The organism is Stenotrophomonas sp. C9D9 (assembly GCF_056491205.1).
This window is the reverse complement of record NZ_JBSZIF010000007.1, coordinates 195857-213380: the sequence shown is the minus strand read 5'-3', so window position 1 is coordinate 213380 and position 17524 is coordinate 195857. Positions and strand designations below refer to the sequence as shown.

Below are 17524 nucleotides of genomic sequence, written 5' to 3'. Positions count from 1 at the left end.
AACGCCTCTGGCTTCAACGGCCCGATGGCGGAGTGGTGGAATCGCGAACTATCAAGCGGGGAACCAGGGTCTGCTTGTCCCCTGTCCCATCCGTGGAGGTGCCGTCCATCAACTGCAGCAGGCGCGTCATGGCCCGGTCGCCGAGCTCGGCGATGCTGACCTGCATGGTGGTCAGCGACGGGTGGACGAAACGCGCCAGTGGAATGTCATCGAAACCCGCCAGGGCCACATCGGCCGGGACACGGACCCCTGCCTGCGTGAACGCATACAGGCAGCCAAGGGCCATCATGTCGTTGGCGGCGAACACGGCATCGGGCAGCGCTCCGGCTGCCAGCAACTCCTGACCGGCGCGATGGCCGGAAGCTTCGTCGAAATCACCGGGCAGCTCGATGCCCTCGGCGCCACTGCCAAACGCCACCAGCGCGTCACGGAAGCCGCGCAGGCGCTCGCGCGCGTCGAAGTTGAGGTCCGGGCCAGAAATGAAGGCAATGCGGCGATGGCCGGCGTCCAGCAGGTGGCGGGTCATCGCCATCGCACCGGCGTGGTCGTCGATGCTCAGCACCGGATGGTCCTGCCCGGGCAGATAGGTGTTGATCAACACCGTCGGCAACGACTGCGGCAGGTTGTCGGTCAGGAAGCCCGGGCTCTCGGCATAGGGCGAGAGCACCAGCAGGCCATCGACGCGGCCGCGCATGGCACGCAGGGCCGCGCCCTGCTGTTCCTGGTCACCGTGGTAGCTGGACACCAGCAGGTGCTGGCGGCGGTTGCGGGCCACCCCGTCGATGCCGCGCATCAGTTCGGAGAAGAATTCGCCGTACAGGTCAGGCAGCACCACGCCCACCGTATTGGTGCGGCGGCTGCTCAGGCTGCGGGCGGCGGCGTGCGGGGTGTAACGCAGCCGTGCGGCCACCTCCAGCACGAGCTGGCGGACCGGTTCGGCGACATTTTCATGCCCGTTGAGCGCGCGGGAAACCGTGGCCACGGAGACCCGGGCTTCGCGTGCGACGTCTTTGATTGTGATAGCTGCCTTGTTCACGAAGCCGCCCTCCACGGCTTGGACCTACCAGCATTGGCGCGGAATGTAAGCGTTTCCATCTGGGCTTGTAAACAGTCCGTTAGGCGAATGTCCCGAAATGGACATGAAAATCTGTCCGTGGCGAGGCCCGTGCGGACCGGCCAGGACAGTGCGGGACAAGGGCTCAGCCCTGTTCTGACGGGGTATGTGCGCGGATGGACAGCGCGTGGATATCGGTGTCCATCATCGACCCCAGCGCGGCATAGACCGCGCGATGCCGGGCCAGTGGAGCCAATCCGGCGAAGCGTTCACTCACCACATGCACGTTGAAATGGCCGCGCCCGTCGCGGGCACCGGCATGGCCGGCATGGCGATGGCTGTCATCCTCGATCTCCAGCACGCTGGGCGCCAGCGCCTGTTGCAGCGCATCACGGATCCGCTCGATCCGTTCCGCGTTCACGGCAGGACCTTGCGGAACGGGCGCACCTGAATGCGGGTGTAGACGCCGGCAGCCACGTACGGGTCGGCATCGGCCCAGGCCTGGGCCTGCGGCAGCGACTCGAACTGCGCGATCACCACCGAGCCGCTGAAACCGGCCGGGCCCGGGTCTTCACTGTCCACCGCCGGGCACGGCCCGGCCAGCAGCAGGCGTCCCTCGTCGCGCAGCGCGTGCAGCCGCGCCAGGTGTTCCGGCCGCGCCTGCAGCCGCTGCGCCAGCACATCCTGGCCGTCATACCCTTCGATCACATACCACACCGGCATTTCCTCGCTTGCGTTGTCGGGTCCGCAGATTCTAGCCAATGCCGACCCTGTCCCGGCCCCGGCTGGACACTGGCGCGGCAAAGGCTTACCCTAGACTCCATTGCACGTGGCTGGATGCAGCAGCCCGTCGGTTTTTGCGGCCAACGCAGCCCCCGACGACCGTCCCGCTGCTTCAAACCGGACCACCCGGCCGGGCCACGTAGACGACCTCCCCGTAGTTCTGTCGCTGCCGTTTACTGCGGCGCGTCCTGCTGTTTGATATGTGTGGAATCGCGCCGATCCCGGCGTGTCTGGTGCCCTGGGGCTCCGTGGCGTTGGCCCGGCGAACCCGGTGCCGCGACTGGTCCGTTGCAATCCTGATCTCCATTAGATGACTTCCGAACTCGCGCTCGACGCGAACCCGCCAACCCGGCCGCCCGCCCCCCAGCAGCAGGAAATGCCGCTGGCCGTGGTGCATGGGCAACCGGTCCTGCAGATTCCGCAGGACCTGTACATTCCGCCGGACGCGCTGGAAGTCATCCTGGATGCCTTCGAAGGCCCGCTGGACCTGCTGCTGTACCTGATCCGCCGCCAGAACCTGGATGTACTGGACATTCCCGTCGCCGAAATCACCCGGCAGTACGTGGAATACATCACCGTGATGCGTGAGCTGCGCTTCGAGCTGGCGGCCGAATACCTGGTGATGGCCGCGATCCTGGCCGAGGTGAAGTCGCGGATGCTGCTGCCGCGCCCGGTCAGCGAGGAAGGCGACGAGGCCGACCCGCGCGCCGAGCTGGTGCGCCGGCTGCAGGAGTACGAACGATTCAAGCAGGCCGCCGAGGACATCGACGCCCTGCCCCGCCAGGACCGCGATACCAGCCTGGCACACGCCTTCATGCCCGAACGCGCCACGGTGAAGCTGCCGCCGCCGGTGGACCTGAAGGAAATGCTGCTGGCCCTGCACGACGTGCTCAAGCGCGCCGAGCTGTTCAGCGGCCACGCCATCAAGCGTGAGGCACTGAGCGTGCGGCAACGCATGGGCGAAGTGCTGGGACGCCTGGAAGACGGCAAGTTCTATCGTTTTGAAGGTTTGTTCACGGCGGAAGAAGGCAAGCTGGGCGTGCTGGTCACGTTCCTGGCGGTGCTGGAACTGGCCAAGGAACAGCTGCTGGACATCGTCCAGGAAGAACCGCTGGCGCCGATCTACGTGAAGTCGCTGGCGGCCGGCAACACCAACGCCCCGCTGCAGTTCAGCAGCGAGTTCGACGACAACGACGCCGCCAATGCAGACGAGTGAGCGCTGACTGCCGATGGATCAATCGCTGATCAACCGCATTGTCGAGGGTGCCCTGCTGGCTTCCAGCCAGCCGCTCACTCTGGCCCAGCTGAAGGACCTGTTCCCGGAAGAGGAACCGGCACCGCCAGGCAGCATCGAACGCGCGCTGGAACGCCTGCGCGAAGCCTGCGAAGGCCGCGGCGTGGAACTGGTCGAGGTCGCCTCCGGCTTCCGCTACCAGGTCACCGGCGAAGTGCATGGCTGGATCAGCCGGCTGTGGACCGAGCGCAAGACCCGCTACACCCGTGCCACCCTGGAAACCCTGGCGCTGATCGCCTACCGGCAACCGATCACCCGCGGCGAGATCGAACAGGTGCGCGGCGTGGCGGTCAGCAGCAACATCATCCAGGCGCTGGAAGAACGCGAATGGATCCGCGTGGTCGGCCACCGCGACGTGCCTGGCAAGCCGGCGCTGTTCGGCACCACCAAGGGCTTCCTGGATTATTTCGGCCTGAAGCGATTGGATGAGCTGCCGCCACTGTCGGAACTGAAGGACCTGGGCGAGCTGGAACCGCAGCTGTCCCTGGACCGCGATGCACCGGCGGCCGCCAGTGCCGACGGTCCGGACATCTCGGCCGGCGCCGATGGCGCTGCCGCGAACGATGACGCCGGCCTGGCCGGCAGTGACACCCCCGATTCCGTCGATGCAGCCCCTGCGTCGGCCTCCGATGAGCAAGCACCTTCGCCCCTCGATGATGGGCACCCCGATTCCGCGCCGGGCGAGCGCGCGGTGCCAGTGAACGAACGCGAAGACAACGCCGTCGCGATGACGACCGTGGCTGTTGACCAAGCCGATTCCGAACCAGAGGCCGACCTCGAAACCGTCGGCCGGAGCAAAACTGATGAGTGACACCCCCCGTAACAAGCTCTCGCTGAAGCGCGAAGCCACCTCCGAACAGTTCAAGCTGGAAGAGCGCCTGCACAAGGTGCTGGCCCAGGCCGGCCTCGGCTCGCGCCGCGCGCTGGAACAGCGCATCGCCGAAGGCCTGGTCAAGGTCAACGGTGAAGTCGCGCAGACCGGCATGTCGGTCAAGAGCGGCGACAAGATCGAACTGGATGGCCGTGGCTTCGTCGCCACCGCCCTGGCCGAGCCGTCGCGCGTGCTGGTCTACAACAAGCCGGAAGGCGAAGTGACCACCCGCGATGATCCGGAAGGCCGCCCGACCGTGTTCGAGTCGCTGCCGCCGCTGAAGGGCGCGCGCTGGATCGCCATCGGCCGCCTGGACATCAACACCACCGGCCTGCTGCTGGCCACCACCGACGGTGAGCTGGCCAACGCCATGATGCACCCGTCGTTCGAGGTCGAGCGCGAGTACGTGGTGCGCGTGCGGGCGCCGGAAGGCGAGGAAAAGGTTTCCGACGCCATCGTCGACCGCCTCACCCGTGGCGTCGCGCTGGAAGACGGCCCGGCCAAGTTCGATGAGATCGAACGCATCGGCGGCACCGATTCGCACGACTGGTTCCGCGTCGTGGTGAAGGAAGGCCGCAACCGCGAAGTGCGCCGCCTGTGGGAATCGCAGGGCTGCCAGGTCAGCCGCCTGAAGCGCACCCGCTATGGCAAGGTGAGCCTGCCGCGCGAACTGGCCCGTGGCCATTCGGTGGAACTGGGCACCGCACAGGTTGAAGCCCTGCGCGCGCAGCTGAAGCTGGAAGAAGGCGCACCGTCGGCACTGACGCTGCAGCCGGTGATCGGCCAGCGCCGCGCCGCCAAGACCACCGTGCGCGTGCGCGAAGGTGGCCGTGGCAACGCCTACGTCAACGGCCACAACACCGCTGACGAAGGCCGCGAGCTGCGTCGTTTCGACAACGTCCGCGAAGACCGCGGCCGTGGTCGCGGCGGCAAGGGTGGCGGCTTCAAGGACGGCCTGACGGTCAGCGGTGAAGCGGCAGCCAAGCAGTCGCAGAAGCCGTTCAAGCAGCGCGCCCAGAAGAATGATCGCTCGCTGCCGGAAGGCAACCCGGCGGCGTTCCGCACCTGGTACGTGCCGGATGGCGTGAGCACCGGCCCGAGCGGCCATCGCAACGCCGGTCCGGGCGCACGCGGCCCCGGTGCCCGTGGTCCGGGTGCAGGCGGCCAGGGCCGTCCGTACGGCAAGCCAAAGGGTCCGGGCGCTGGCGCCGGTGGCGGCCAGGGCCGTGGCGGTTTCGGTGGTGAAGGCCGTGGCGGCGCAGGCGGCCAGGGCCGTCCGGCCGGTGCCGGCAACCGCTCGCAGGGCCAGGGCAACAAGCACCCGTACGGCCATCCGGGCAACGCCCCGAGCTTCCCGTCCGACCACGCCACGCCGGGCTTCAACCCGTATGGCAGCCCGAAGCCGGCACAGGGCGCCCGTCCGGGCGGTCGCGGCCCGGGCGGTGGCAACAACCGTGGCCCGGGCGGTAACCGTGGTCCCGGTGGTCCGGGTGGCAACCGTGGCCCAGGCGGCCCCGGTGGCAACCGCGGTCCGGGCGGCCCGCGCCGCAGCGGCCCGCGCGGCGGCTGATCGCTGGCCACGCTGAAATGAAAAACCCCGGCTCCGGCCGGGGTTTTTCTTTGGAAAAGGGGACGGAGGGGATTAAGTCGTTTTTGCCTCAAAGGGGCGAAAGCGACTTAATCCCCTCCGTCCCCTTTTGCATGGCGCTGGAAGGCGGCGGGCGTGGTGCCGGTCATGCTGCGGAAAAAGGCGATGAACGGGCTCTCGGCGGAAAAGCCGGTGTCCTGCGCCACATGCGCAACGCGATGGCCCAGCAGCAGCAACTCCATGGCCCGCATCAGTCGCCATTGCTGGCGCCAAGCCTGGTAGCCCATGCCGGTATCACGCTGCATCAACCGGCCAACGGTGCGCACGCTCAAGCCCGCACGCTCGGCCAGCTCGCCCAGTTCGGGCGGCAACTGCTCGGCCACTGGCAGGCAGCGCGCGATCCGTGGGTCGCGTGGCAGCGGCAGGTCCATCGGGGCCACCGGGGCGGCTGCGATCTCCAGCATGCACAACGCCAGTTGGTGGTGCGCACGCGGCACCCGCCAGTCATGGTCGAACGGCGCCTGCGCGATTGGCTCCAGCAATGCCTGCAGCAGGGGACCCACACCGACGATCGCCGGCTGCTGCGGCAACTGGGCCGACAGGGTGGCCTCGAAGTACAACGAACGGTAGTCGACCGCTTGGCGCATCTGCGCGCGATGGCGCAGCCCACCCGGAATCCACGCCGCGCGCGCGGGCGGCAGCAGGCTGATGCGGTCACCGTAGGTCAGGCGCGTACAGCCTTGCCGGGTGTACAGCAACTGCGCGCGTGCATGCTGGTGCCAACCCGAGTCGTGATCCGCCAGTGAGGCCGCGATCCCCAACACCGGCGCGCTCCAGGCATCGGCATCGAAGTGCGCATCCGGCTGCAACCAGGCCATGTCTGATTTCATCCATTCAATGACAGGATAGACAGGGTGCGCCATCAGGAACGCGACCACAATGCGCGGCCCTGTTCCTGGAGCGCCCGCATGTCGCGCCGCCTGTTGTTGCTCACCATCGCGCTGCTGATGTTCCCCCAGCTTGCGCAGACCCTGTACAGCCCTGCCCTGGCCGATCTGGCCGGGCGCTTCGCATTGCCCCCCAGCGCCGCCAGCCAGGCCATGAGCCTGTACCTGTTCGGTTTCGCCGCCGGTGTCCTGCTATGGGGGCGGCTGGCCGACCATATCGGCCGTCGCCCTGCCCTGCTCTGCGGCCTGGCCGTGTTCGCACTGGCGGCCTGCGGCGGGCTGCTGGCCAGCACGTTCGGCCAGGTCCTGCTGGCCCAGGCACTGGCCGCGCTGGGTGCAGCGACGGCCTCGGTGGTCACCCAGACCGTACTGCGCGACCACCTGAAGGGACCCGCGTTGGCGCAGGCGTTCTCGTGGATCGGCATGGCGTTGGCCCTGAGCCCGGCGATCGGGCTGGCACTGGGGGCATTGCTGGTTGCCAACCACGGCTATGCCGGCGTGCAGGCCGGCCTGCTGCTGATTGTCATCCTGCTGATGCTCGGATGCGCATCCGGCCTGCAGGAGAGCCGCCCTGCCGAAGTCGCGCACACGCCCCTGCTGCCACTGCTGCGACAACTGCTGCGTGATCGCTGGATCTGGTCACAAGCGCTGTTGGTGATGGCGTTCAACGTGGCCATGTACAGCTGGTACGCGCTGGGCCCGTTCGTGTTCGAACGCCTGCACTGGCCGCTGGCCTGGTTCGGCGCAAGCGGCGCGGTGCTGGCGTTGGGTTCGGCGCTGGGCGCATGGGGCAATGGTCGCCTGCTGCGCGCAGGCATTGCCTCCGCCACGCGCATCCGGCTCGCCGCAGGACTGGTGCTGGCCGGCGGGCTGTTGGCTGCATTGCTGCGCAATCAACCGGCACTGGTCGCGGCGATGGTACCGGTGGTGGCCGGGTTTGGCCTAGCCATCCCCAATGTGCTGGGCCAGGCCCTGCGCGGATATCCGCACTGCCTGGGCAGCGCGGGCGCCCTGTTCGGACTGCTCTACTACCTCTTGATCGGCGTGGCGATGGCGGTGGTCGGTACACTGCAACTGCTGGCACCGACACTCATCGTGTGCGGCCTGCTTGCATTGTGGTTGCAGCGGCCGCGCCCGGTTACGGTCTAGGAATTGCTGCAAAGACCGCGCACTGTGCGCTGCTTCCGGAATCAACGCCACTGCGCTGGCTATCGTGCGCGTTCTCCCCAACGAGGCAGATGCCCATGGTCACCATTACCGCCGAACAGGCGCGCGCCAACGCCGATGCCGCTACGCGTCCCATCGACCAGTACTACCGCGATCTCGACACGTCGATCCGGGCCGGCTCGGAGAATGGTCGCCGCTACATCGTGTTCGGCTTCAGCCAGGCACTGGCCAGCGAGCGGCTCGTCGAGGGCGTCGTCGCGCAGTTGCTGAACAATGGCTTCGAGGTCAAACAACTGCCCAGCGACGCCGAGCAGCATTACATCCGCATCAGCTGGGAAGGGACCCAGCCGGCCCCACTCAACGCCGGCTGATGGTGAAGGCGGCGCCATCCACGCCCAGGTCCCAGCCCTTGCCGGTGCCGGACAGGGCCAGCGAGATGTCGCCCTTGGTCATCACCTGCGCATTGCTGGACTTCACTGCGCCCGCATGTGCGCCCACCGAGGCATAGGTACCCAGCAGCTCGTTGACGCTCACGGCACCAGTGAAGCTGCCACGGCCATTGGTGATCTTCGACTTGCCCACGGTCAGGCCGCCGCCCTTCACTTCGATGCGCACCGGCAGGCTGGTGCCGTTGCTGCAGCTGACCGTGCCATTGCCGGAGGCGGTCTTGTAGATCAGTGACCAACCGGACAGGTTGTAGCGCAGCTGGCAATCGAGGTTGCCGGCAGCGTGCGCGGCCGGGGCCAGCGTTGCAGCGGACAGGGCCAGCAGCAGGGCGAAGGGCTTGTTCATGGCGGGACTTCCAGTTCGGTCGGACTGCCGGCGAATCTAGCAGCGCGCGCGTGCACGTTGGATGCAGGCGCGCGCGCTGGTGCGGCAGTGTTCAGGCCGTCGCTCAGGCCTGTTCGTCCAGGTGGAAGGCATCGGCATCGAGCATCGCCGGGAAACGCGCGCGGTGCGCGGCCAGCGCCTCGGCCGAGATGGTGGTGGTGACTACCTGTTCGCGCTCGCGGATCTCCACCTGCGGCTGGCCAAGGAAATCCAGCACTGCGCTGTCGCCGGCGTAGTGCAGCTGGTTGCCGTCCACGCCAATGCGGTTCACCGCCGCGACGAAGCACAGGTTCTCGATCGCCCGCGCACGCAGCAGGGTCTTCCACGCATAGGCGCGCGCCGACGGCCAGTTGGCGACGAAGATCTGCAGGTCGAAATCCAGCTGCTGCGGACGCTCCACGTTGTAGCGATTGCGGCAGAACACCGGGAAACGCAGGTCGTAGCAGACCTGCGGATTGATCCGCCAGCCCTTCCATTCCACGCTCAGGCGCTCACGGCCGGCGGCATAGCGTTCGTGCTCACCGCCGTAGCGGAACAGGTGGCGCTTGTCGTAGTACTGCAGGTCGCCATCGGGGGTGGCGAACAGCAGGCGGTTGTAGACGCCGTCGCCCTCGCGCAGCTGCACGCTGCCGATCACCGCCGCGTTCAAGCCCTTGGCCTGTTCACGCACCCAGGCCACGGTCGGACCGTCCATGCCTTCGGCCTGGGCGATGGCGTCGTTGGAGAAGCCACTGGTGAAGGTCTCCGGCAGGATCACCAGGTCGGTGGTGCCGGCCAGCGGTGCCAGCAACGCACCGTAGTAGGCGCGGTTGCCCGCCGGGTCATGCCAGCGGGTGTCGCCCTGGACGAGGGAAATGCGCAGGTCCTGCATGTCCGTGTCTCCGCTCACAGCAGACGCAGGCGTTCGATCGCCGCGTCCATGGTCGCTTCGTTCTTGGCAAAGCACAGCCGCACCAGGCGCTGGCCGGCCGGCGGGTTCTCGTAGAACGGCGACAGCGGAATGGCGGTGACGCCCTTCTCGATGGTCAGCCACTTCACGAACTCATGGTCCGGCAGGTCGCTGATGGCCGAGTAGTCGACCAGCTGGAAGTAACCGCCCGGCACCGGCAGTGCTTTCAGCCGGGTGCCGGTCAGCTGCTCGCGGAAGCGGTCGCGCTTGGCCTGGTAGAACGCGCCCAGCTCCAGGTGGTGTTCGGGCTCGTCGCGGATCATCGCGGCGAAGCCATACTGCGCCGGACCGAAGCTGGTGAAGGTGTTGTACTGGTGCACCTTGCGGAACTCGGCGGTCAGCGCCGGCGGGGCGATCGCATAGCCGATCTTCCAGCCGGTGCAGTGGTAGGTCTTGCCGAAGCTGGAGATGACGAACGCGCGCTCGCGCAGTTCCGGGTAGCGCAGCGCCGATTCGTGGCGGCGTCCGTCGTAGATGATGTGTTCGTACACCTCATCGGAGATCAGGTAGATCTGCGTGCCGCGCAGCAGCTCGGCCAGCGCCTGCATGTCCTGCGCGGACAGCATCGCGCCGGACGGGTTGTGCGGGGTGTTGACGATCAGCATGCGGGTGCGCGGGGTGATCGCTGCACGCACGCGATCCCAGTCGACCGCGAACGTCTGCGGATCGAGCGATACATGCACGGCCTTGGCGCCAGCCAGGTCGATCGCCGGTTCGTAGCAGTCATACGCCGGGTCGAGCACGATCACTTCCTCGCCGGCACGCACCACGGCATGGATGGCGTTGAAGATGGCCTCCGTGCCGCCGCTGGTGACGGTGATCTCGCTGTCCGCATCGACCTGTGCGCCGTAGCAGTCCAGCGCCTTCTGTGCGATGGCCTGGCGCAGCGGCGCCACGCCGGTCATCGGCGGGTACTGGTTCAGCCCGGCGGCCATCGCCCTGGCGGTCTCGTCGATCAGGCGCTGCGGCGCCGAGAAGTCGGGGAAACCCTGGCCCAGGTTGACCGCGCCGTGTTCGGCGGCGAGCTGGGACATCACGGTGAAGATCGTGGTACCGACCTTGGGCAGCTTGGTGGTGGGTTGCATCGGCCTGGGCTGTGGGGGAACAAGGGATCCGAGTTTACGCAATCCGCGCGACGGTGGTGCCGGCCGCTGGCCGGCAACGCCGGCCCACGCGACTGGCACCCTGGGGAATTGCCGGCCAGCGGCCGGCACTACCGCAGGCATTCACCGCTACAATTGCCGCCGCACTCCGGCATGAAGACCTTTGCCCCTTGAACACCCCTGCATTGCTGGCCGCCAGCGGCCTGAGCTTCTCCCGCAATGACGAGCCGGTGTTCGGCCCGCTGGACTTCCATGTGGACGCCGGCGAAGCCCTGCTGGTGCAGGGCGGCAATGGCGCTGGCAAGACCACCCTGCTGCGCGTGCTGGCCGGCCTGGCCCGGCCCGGTGCTGGCCAGGTGCGGATCGACGGCAAGCCGGCCAGCAATGCCGAGCGCGCGCGGTATGTCGCCTACCTCAGCCACCTGCCGGCCCTGAAACCAGACCTCGGCACGCTGGAAAACCTGCATTTCCTGTGTGGCCTGCACGGACGGCGTGCGCGGCAGATGCCCGGCAACGCGCTGGCCATCGTCGGCTTGGCCGGTTATGAGGACACCCTGGTACGGCATCTGTCGGCCGGACAGAAGCGGCGGCTGGCACTGGCGCGCATCTGGCTGTCGCCGGCGCCGCTGTGGCTGCTGGACGAACCCTATGCCAACCTCGACCTGGAGGGCATCACCCTGGTCAACCGGATGATTTCGGCACACCTGCGCGCCGGAGGCGCTGCGCTGGTCACCACCCATGGCGCCTATGCCGCACCGCCGGTGCGTACCCGCCAGCTCGACCTCGGCGGTGCCGCATGATCGCGCCGGGTACGGAGCCGGGCCTGTGGCAGACCGCGGGCGCCCTGCTCAAGCGCGACCTGCGCCTGCTCTGGCGCCGCCGCGGCGATGCGCTGCAGCCGCTGCTGTTCGCGGTGCTGGTGGTGGTGCTGTTCGCGTTGGCCCAGGGCCGCGAACCACAGCTGCTGGCCGCCACCGCCGGCGCGGTGCTGTGGCTGGCCGTGCTGCTGGCGGGGCAGCTGTCGCTGGATTCGCTGTTCCGTTCCGACGCCGAGGACGGCTCGCTGGAACAATGGCTGCTGGCGCCGGTACCGCTGGCCTGGCTGGTGCTGGTGCGCGTGCTGCTGCATTGGGCCACCACTGCGCTGCCGCTGATCGTGGTCAGCCCGCTGCTGGCCGAAATGCTGCATCTGCCGCATGACCAGCTGCCGATGTTGCTGGCATCGTTGCTGCTGGGAACACCATTGTTGAGCCTGATCGGTGGCGTGGTCGCCGCGCTGACCGTAGGCATCCGACGCTCTGGTATTCTCGTGGCGCTGCTGTCGTTGCCGCTGTACGTGCCGGTGCTGGTGTTCGGTGCAGGCAGCCTGGCGGCAGCCGGACGCGGGCAGGATCCGGTCGGTGCGCTGCTGATGCTGGGCGCTGGCCTGCTGGTCGCGCTGGTGCTGGCGCCGCTGGCCACTGCCGCTGCAATACGTATTTCTCTGAGTTGACCGAGCTGAGAGCCAATCCACCCCTGCTGGATAGCCGCCACGCATGAATCCGATTGTCCGCTGGTTCCACCAACTCGGTTCGCCCCCCACGTTCGACCGTTTCGCTGCCCGCTGGTCGCGGGTGTTCTACCTCGCGGCGGTGCCGGTGCTGCTGGTCGGCATGTGGCAGGCGCTGCTGGTGGTACCGCCGGAAGCCAAGCAGCTGGACAGCTTCCGCATCCTCTACATCCACGTGCCCAGTGCCTGGATGAGCCTGTTCGTGTTCGCGTTGATGGCGCTGTATGCGGCCATCGCGCTGATCTGGCGGATCAAGGTCTGCGAGATCCTGGCCATGGCCTGTGCGCCGATGGGCGCCGGCTTCACCCTGATCACCCTGTTGACCGGCAGCATCTGGGGCAAGGGCACCTGGGGCACCTGGTGGGACTGGGACCCGCGCATGACCAGCGAGCTGGTGCTGCTGTTCCTGTACTTGGGCGTGATCGGCCTGTACCACGCCATCGAGGACCGCCGCAGCGCCGCGCGCGCGGCCGGGCTGCTGGCCATCGTCGGCGTCAGCCTGCTGCCGGTGATCCGCTACTCGGTGGACTGGTGGGGCGGCCTGCACCAGCGCCAGTCGATCAGCGTGTTCGGTGAATCGGCGATCAGCAGCGCGATGATCGCGCCGCTGTGGTGGATGGTGATCGGCACCAAGTTCTGGTTCGCCGGTTCGGTGCTGGCCAAGGCCCGCGCCGACAATCTCGACCGCGAGGCCGGCAAGGCCTGGGTCGGTGGCCGCGTCGATGCCGAACGCCCGGCCCGGGAGGCCCAGCCATGACCCACCTGCCCTATGTGATCGGCGCCTACGCCGTGTTCGTGCTGGTGCTCAGTGCCGATGCCGTCGGTTCGTGGCTGCGCCTGCGCGTGGCGCGCCGGCTGGCACTGGCCCGGCAGCAACGGCAACAGACCCGCGCCGGCAGGCAGGACGCAGCGGCGCCGTTGTCGACGGAGCTGGAACGATGACCCCGGTACAGCGTCGCCGCCTGGTGTGGGTGCTGCTGGCCCTGCTCGCCTCCGGCCTGGCCACTGCGCTGGTGGCGATGGCACTGGAGCGCAACATCGCCTACCTGTACACGCCTTCGGAAGTGCTGCGCGGCGATGTCGATGCGCAATCGCGCTTCCGCCTCGGCGGCATGGTGGTGAAAGGCTCCTTCAACCGACCGGTCGGCTCGCTGGAGGCACGATTTGAAGTGACCGACGGCGACGCGCAACTGGCGGTGACCACGTCGCGGATCCTGCCGGACATGTTCGCCGAAGGCACGGCGGTGGTCGCCAGCGGCCGACTGCAGGACGGCACCTTCGTCGCCGACGAAGTGCTGGCCAAGCACGATGAGAAGTACGTGCCGAAGGAAGTGGCCGACAAGATGGGCGACGCCCATCGCAAGCACGACGTGCCGGTGACGGCACCCGAGGTGCGCTGAGTGCTGCCCGAACTGGGTCAGATCCTGCTGCTGTGCGCGTTGCTGGCCTCGCTGCTGCAGGCCGGCCTGCCGCTGGTCGGCGCGCAGCGCAACAACACGGCGTGGATGGCGGTGGCACGACCTGCCGCGTTCGCGCAGCTGCTGCTGGTCGCCGGCGCGTTCGCCGTGCTGACCGCCGCGTTCGTGCAGCAGGACTTCTCGGTGCGCTACGTGGCCGAGAACTCCAATTCGCTGCTGCCGATGGTCTACCGCTACTCGGCGGTCTGGGGCGCGCACGAGGGCTCGCTGCTGATGTGGGCGCTGGTGCTGGCGCTGTGGACCGGCGCGGTGGCGCTGTTCTCGCGGCACCTGCCCGCGCCGGTGCAGGCACGCGTACTGGCGGTGATGGGCGTGGTCAGCGTCGGCTTCCTCGCCTTCCTGATCTTCACCTCCAACCCGTTCCTGCGCCTGAACCCGGCGCCGCTGGAAGGCCGCGACCTCAATCCGCTGCTGCAGGACCCGGGGCTGATCATCCATCCGCCGATGCTGTACCTGGGCTATGTCGGCTTCGCGGTGCCATTCGCGTTCGCGGTGGCCGCACTGCTGGAAGGCCGCGTCGATGCACGCTGGCTGCGCTGGACGCGGCCATGGACCAACGTCGCCTGGGGCTTCCTGACCCTGGGTATCGCGCTGGGCAGCTGGTGGGCCTATTACGAGCTGGGCTGGGGCGGCTGGTGGTTCTGGGACCCGGTGGAGAACGCCAGCTTCATGCCATGGCTGGTCGGTGCGGCATTGATCCATTCGCAGGCCGCCACCGAAAAGCGTGGCACCTTCGGCAGCTGGACCCTGCTGCTGGCGATCGCCGCCTTCGCGCTGTCGCTGCTGGGGACGTTCCTGGTGCGCTCAGGCGTGCTGACCAGCGTGCATTCGTTCGCCGCGGATCCCTCGCGCGGCCTGTTCATCCTGGTGTTCCTGTCGGTGCTGGTGGGCGGCAGCCTGCTGCTGTATGCGCTGCGTGCCAGCCAGCTGAGCGTGGACGCCGACGATCCGCGCCGTGGCTTCACCGCCACCTCGCGCGAGACCCTGCTGCTGGCCAACAACCTGCTGCTGGCCACCGCCTGCGCGATGGTGCTGCTCGGCACGCTGTACCCGCTGCTGGCCGATGCGCTGTCGCTGGGCAAGATCTCGGTCGGCCCGCCCTACTTCGGCAGCCTGTTCCTGCTGCTGATGGCGCCGATGATCCTGCTGCTGCCGTTCGGCCCGCTGGTGAAGTGGCAACGCGACCAGCCCTCGCGCGCGTTCGCGCTGCTGGCACCGTGGCTGGGCCTGGCGCTGCTGCTGGGCGCGCTGGCGTGGTGGCAGGCGCCGCAGAACGGCTGGAAGGCCGGCATCGGCGTAGCCGCTGCGGCGTGGGTCGGGCTGGGTACCGCGCGCTTCGTCTGGCAGCGCCTGCGCGGCAATGGCCGCTTCACCGCCGAAATGCTCGGCATGATCGTCGCCCATGCCGGCATCGCCGTGTTCCTGGCCGGCGCACTGCTGGTGGAAGCGTTGAACGTGCAGCGCGAGGTGGCACTGGCACCGGGCCAGCAGCTGGTAGTCGGCCGCCATGAAGTGCGCTTCGAGGGCGTGGACCATCGCGAAGGGCCGAATTTCATCGCCGACCGTGGGCACCTGCGCGTGTTCCGCAACGGCCGCGAGCTGGCGCTGCTGCACCCGGAGAAGCGCCAGTACGCCAGCGGTGGCCAGGTGATGACCGAGGCCGGCATCGATGCACGCTTCGATGGTGATGTCTACGTGGCATTGGGCGAGCCGCTGGGCAACAATGCATGGGCGGTCCGGGTGCACATCAAGCCGTTCGTGCGCTGGATCTGGCTGGGCGCGCTGCTGATGGCCCTGGGCGGATTCATCACCGCCGCCGACCGCCGTTTCCGTCGTCCGTAGGAGTTCCCATGTCCGAGTCCCCCGCCCCGCGCCCCTCCCGCCCGCTGCCGCCGGTAGCCATCGTGATCGGCGTGCTGTTCTTCTTTGGCCTGCTCGGGCTGATGATCTACGGGGTGATGAAATCGGGTGATCCGCAGCGCGACGTACTGCCGTCGGCGCTGATCGACAAGCCGGCGCCGGCCTTCGCCCTGCCGGTGCTGCACGACCCGGAAATGATCGTGCACAGCGATGACCTGCGCGGCGCGCCCTACCTGCTGAACGTGTGGGGCAGCTGGTGCGCGGCCTGCCGCGAGGAACACCCGGTGCTGACCCGGTTCGCCGAGAGCAAGCGCGTGCGCGTGATCGGCTACAACTGGAAGGACGACCCGACCGACGCGCTGCACTGGCTGGAACAGCTGGGCAACCCGTTCATGGTGGTGCTCAGCGACGTTGAAGGCCGCACCGCGATCGACTGGGGCGTGACCGCAGCACCGGAGACCTTCCTGGTCGATGGCAGCGGCATCGTGCGCTGGAAGTACAGTGGCGCGATGACCCAGCGCGTGGTGGACGAGAAACTGATCCCGGCGCTGCAGAAGATCGAGAAGGCCCAGGCCAGTGCCGGCAACACCCTGCATACGGCGCCCTGAGCCCATGCGCTGGCTGCTGGCGCTGCTGCTCCTGATGCTGCCGCTGGCCGTGCTGGCCCAGCAGCCGCTGCACGATCCGCAGCCGCTGCAGTTCCGCGATGGCGCCGAAGAGCGCCGCTTCCATGACCTGGCTGCGCAGCTGCGCTGCGTGCAGTGCCAGAACCAGTCGTTGGCCGACTCGAACGCGCAGATCGCCCAGGACCTGCGCCGCGAGGTGCTGCAGCTGATGCAGCAGGGCCACGACGACGCGCAGATCAAGCAGTTCCTGGTCGCCCGCTACGGCGAGTTCGTGCTCTACCAGCCACCGTTGCAGCCGGGTACCTGGCTGCTGTGGGGTGGCCCGCTGCTGGTGCTCGGCGCCGGCGCACTGGTGGTGCTGGGCATCGTCCGCCGCCGTGGCCGCGCGGTCGCCGCCGTGCCGGCCAGCAAGGCCGATGAGGGAGATGGATGGTGAGCCATTGGCTGCCGATGCTGGCTGGGCTGGTGGCCGCGCTGATGGCGGCGCTGGTGCTGTGGCCACTGCGCCAGCAGGGGCGCCGCGGTTTCGTGGTGGGCGTGCTCGCGCTGGGGGTGGCCGGTGCCTGCCTGTATCTGCTGGTCGGTGATCCGCGTGCAGCACAGGTACAACCGACGCCATCGGTAGCCACCCTGCGCGATGGCGTGCAGGCCCTGCAGGATGCACTGAAGCGCGACCCGCAGCGGGCTGATGGCTGGGCGCTGCTGGGCCGATCACAGGCCGAGCTGGGCAATGTCTCGGCCGCGGCAGACGCCTTCGCGAGGGCCGCCGCATTGGCACCGGATGATCCGGGCGTGCTGGTGGAGGCCGCGCAGGCGCGCGCGCAGGCCGATGCCGGCAAGCAGTTCGATGACACCGCGATGGCCTGGTTGCACCAGGCCCGTGCACAGGCACCCGATGCCGAGCGCGCCAGCTGGTTGCTGGGCATCGCCCTGCGCCAGCGCGGAAAGAATGCCGAGGCCGCGGATGTGTGGAGTGGCCTGCTGCCACGGCTGGAACCCGTCGCCGCGCAGGCGCTGCAGGCGCAGATCGCCATCGCCCGTGAAGCCGCCGGCCAGGCGCCCGATGCTGCCGCTGCGGCGCCAGAGGCGCTGCTGCAGGTGCGTGTGCAGCTGCCTGCGCTGAACAACACCGAATGGCCCGCCAGCACCCAGGTGTTCGTACTGGCCCGCGCCGTAGGCGGACCGCCGATGCCGGTGGCCGCGCGCAAGCTGCCCCTGGCCGGTTTCCCGGCCATGGTCGGGCTGGGCGACGGTGACAGCCCGATGCCGACCGCACCGCTGTCGGCCCATCGTGAGGTGGAAGTGCTGGCACGCATCTCGCGCAGCGGCAGCGCCAACCGCAGCGAGGATGACCTGCAGAGCGTTCCGGTGAAGGTGAGCCTGCCGCATGAAGGCGTGGTGGAACTGCGGTTCCCTTGACGCTC

At 68.3% G+C, this 17524-nt stretch carries 21 protein-coding genes; 14 read left to right on the top strand and 7 right to left on the bottom strand.

What is annotated here, in order from left to right:
• Nucleotides 1-13: 13 nt before the first annotated feature.
• The 3 genes from ACXI0D_RS21955 to ACXI0D_RS21945 all read right to left on the bottom strand — a co-directional run bounded on the left by ACXI0D_RS21955 (nt 14) and on the right by ACXI0D_RS21945 (nt 1771).
• Nucleotides 14-1051: a LacI family DNA-binding transcriptional regulator gene (locus tag ACXI0D_RS21955; protein WP_042358849.1), complete on the bottom strand. Its 1038-nt coding sequence runs from the start codon at nt 1049-1051 to the stop codon at nt 14-16.
• A gap of 148 nt (nt 1052-1199) precedes the next feature.
• Nucleotides 1200-1475, bottom strand: a complete 276-nt coding sequence (locus tag ACXI0D_RS21950) for a BolA family protein (RefSeq protein ID WP_014647753.1) — start codon at nt 1473-1475, stop codon at nt 1200-1202.
• Nucleotides 1472-1771, bottom strand: a complete 300-nt coding sequence (locus ACXI0D_RS21945; RefSeq protein ID WP_049442759.1) for a YciI family protein — start codon at nt 1769-1771, stop codon at nt 1472-1474. The genes ACXI0D_RS21950 and ACXI0D_RS21945 overlap by 4 nt, the downstream gene beginning before the upstream one ends.
• 376 nt (nt 1772-2147) lie before the next feature.
• On the opposite strand from ACXI0D_RS21945, the gene ACXI0D_RS21940 reads away from it, so the two are divergent.
• Genes ACXI0D_RS21940 through ACXI0D_RS21930 form a run of 3 tightly spaced genes read left to right on the top strand, consistent with a single transcriptional unit; the run spans nt 2148 to nt 5572 of the window.
• Nucleotides 2148-3053 carry a segregation and condensation protein A gene (locus tag ACXI0D_RS21940; RefSeq protein WP_006456456.1) on the top strand — a complete coding sequence of 302 codons (906 nt, stop codon included), beginning with the start codon at nt 2148-2150 and terminating at the stop codon, nt 3051-3053.
• Nucleotides 3054-3066: 13 nt separating this feature from the next.
• Nucleotides 3067-3942, top strand: a complete 876-nt coding sequence (gene scpB, locus ACXI0D_RS21935; protein ID WP_101765803.1) for an SMC-Scp complex subunit ScpB — start codon at nt 3067-3069, stop codon at nt 3940-3942.
• Nucleotides 3935-5572, top strand: a complete 1638-nt coding sequence (locus ACXI0D_RS21930; RefSeq protein WP_119006529.1) for a pseudouridine synthase — start codon at nt 3935-3937, stop codon at nt 5570-5572. Before scpB ends, ACXI0D_RS21930 begins: the two co-directional genes overlap by 8 nt.
• 107 nt (nt 5573-5679) lie before the next feature.
• On the opposite strand, the gene ACXI0D_RS21925 is transcribed toward ACXI0D_RS21930, so the two are convergent.
• Complete coding sequence (locus ACXI0D_RS21925) at nt 5680-6468, bottom strand: AraC family transcriptional regulator (protein ID WP_049442661.1); 789 nt, start codon at nt 6466-6468, stop codon at nt 5680-5682.
• A gap of 90 nt (nt 6469-6558) precedes the next feature.
• On the opposite strand from ACXI0D_RS21925, the gene ACXI0D_RS21920 reads away from it, so the two are divergent.
• Both ACXI0D_RS21920 and ACXI0D_RS21915 read left to right on the top strand, forming a co-directional pair.
• Nucleotides 6559-7686 carry an MFS transporter gene (locus ACXI0D_RS21920; protein WP_049442660.1) on the top strand — a complete coding sequence of 376 codons (1128 nt, stop codon included), beginning with the start codon at nt 6559-6561 and terminating at the stop codon, nt 7684-7686.
• 95 nt (nt 7687-7781) lie between these two features.
• Nucleotides 7782-8075, top strand: coding sequence for a hypothetical protein (locus ACXI0D_RS21915; RefSeq protein WP_014037830.1), 294 nt, complete (start codon nt 7782-7784; stop codon nt 8073-8075).
• Here the strand turns inward: ACXI0D_RS21915 and ACXI0D_RS21910 are convergent.
• The 3 genes from ACXI0D_RS21910 to ACXI0D_RS21900 all read right to left on the bottom strand — a co-directional run bounded on the left by ACXI0D_RS21910 (nt 8062) and on the right by ACXI0D_RS21900 (nt 10569).
• A complete protein-coding gene (locus ACXI0D_RS21910; RefSeq protein ID WP_014037831.1) occupies nt 8062-8496 on the bottom strand; it encodes a hypothetical protein in 435 nt (144 codons plus the stop codon). The genes ACXI0D_RS21915 and ACXI0D_RS21910 overlap by 14 nt on opposite strands.
• Before the next feature lie 103 nt (nt 8497-8599).
• Nucleotides 8600-9406, bottom strand: coding sequence for an amidohydrolase (locus ACXI0D_RS21905; protein ID WP_119006530.1), 807 nt, complete (start codon nt 9404-9406; stop codon nt 8600-8602).
• 14 nt (nt 9407-9420) lie between these two features.
• A complete protein-coding gene (locus tag ACXI0D_RS21900) occupies nt 9421-10569 on the bottom strand; it encodes a pyridoxal phosphate-dependent aminotransferase (RefSeq protein ID WP_119006531.1) in 1149 nt (382 codons plus the stop codon).
• A gap of 11 nt (nt 10570-10580) precedes the next feature.
• Between ACXI0D_RS21900 and ccmA the strand changes: the two genes are divergently transcribed.
• From ccmA to ACXI0D_RS21855, 9 genes are read left to right on the top strand one after another with little or no spacing between them, the layout of a single operon-like run.
• Entirely contained in the window at nt 10581-11387 is an 807-nt protein-coding gene (gene ccmA, locus ACXI0D_RS21895) for a heme ABC exporter ATP-binding protein CcmA (protein WP_479643147.1), read from the top strand.
• Nucleotides 11384-12079: a heme exporter protein CcmB gene (gene ccmB, locus ACXI0D_RS21890; protein ID WP_006456616.1), complete on the top strand. Its 696-nt coding sequence runs from the start codon at nt 11384-11386 to the stop codon at nt 12077-12079. The genes ccmA and ccmB overlap by 4 nt, the downstream gene beginning before the upstream one ends.
• A 43-nt stretch (nt 12080-12122) precedes the next feature.
• On the top strand, nt 12123-12893 hold the full coding sequence (gene ccmC / locus ACXI0D_RS21885; RefSeq protein WP_049442658.1) for a heme ABC transporter permease CcmC: 771 nt from the start codon (nt 12123-12125) through the stop codon (nt 12891-12893).
• Nucleotides 12890-13078, top strand: coding sequence for a heme exporter protein CcmD (locus ACXI0D_RS21880; RefSeq protein ID WP_049442657.1), 189 nt, complete (start codon nt 12890-12892; stop codon nt 13076-13078). The genes ccmC and ACXI0D_RS21880 overlap by 4 nt, the downstream gene beginning before the upstream one ends.
• On the top strand, nt 13075-13536 hold the full coding sequence (gene ccmE / locus ACXI0D_RS21875) for a cytochrome c maturation protein CcmE (protein WP_014647764.1): 462 nt from the start codon (nt 13075-13077) through the stop codon (nt 13534-13536). The genes ACXI0D_RS21880 and ccmE overlap by 4 nt, the downstream gene beginning before the upstream one ends.
• A complete protein-coding gene (locus ACXI0D_RS21870; RefSeq protein ID WP_458219958.1) occupies nt 13537-15456 on the top strand; it encodes a heme lyase CcmF/NrfE family subunit in 1920 nt (639 codons plus the stop codon). It abuts the gene before it with no gap.
• Between the two features lie 8 nt (nt 15457-15464).
• Entirely contained in the window at nt 15465-16082 is a 618-nt protein-coding gene (locus ACXI0D_RS21865; RefSeq protein WP_014037838.1) for a DsbE family thiol:disulfide interchange protein, read from the top strand.
• A 4-nt stretch (nt 16083-16086) separates the two neighbouring features.
• Nucleotides 16087-16536: a cytochrome c-type biogenesis protein gene (locus ACXI0D_RS21860; protein ID WP_014037839.1), complete on the top strand. Its 450-nt coding sequence runs from the start codon at nt 16087-16089 to the stop codon at nt 16534-16536.
• Nucleotides 16530-17519 (top strand): tetratricopeptide repeat protein, encoded by a 990-nt coding sequence (locus ACXI0D_RS21855; RefSeq protein ID WP_119006533.1) that lies wholly within the window; start codon nt 16530-16532, stop codon nt 17517-17519. Before ACXI0D_RS21860 ends, ACXI0D_RS21855 begins: the two co-directional genes overlap by 7 nt.
• The last annotated feature ends 5 nt before the right edge of the window (nt 17520-17524 follow it).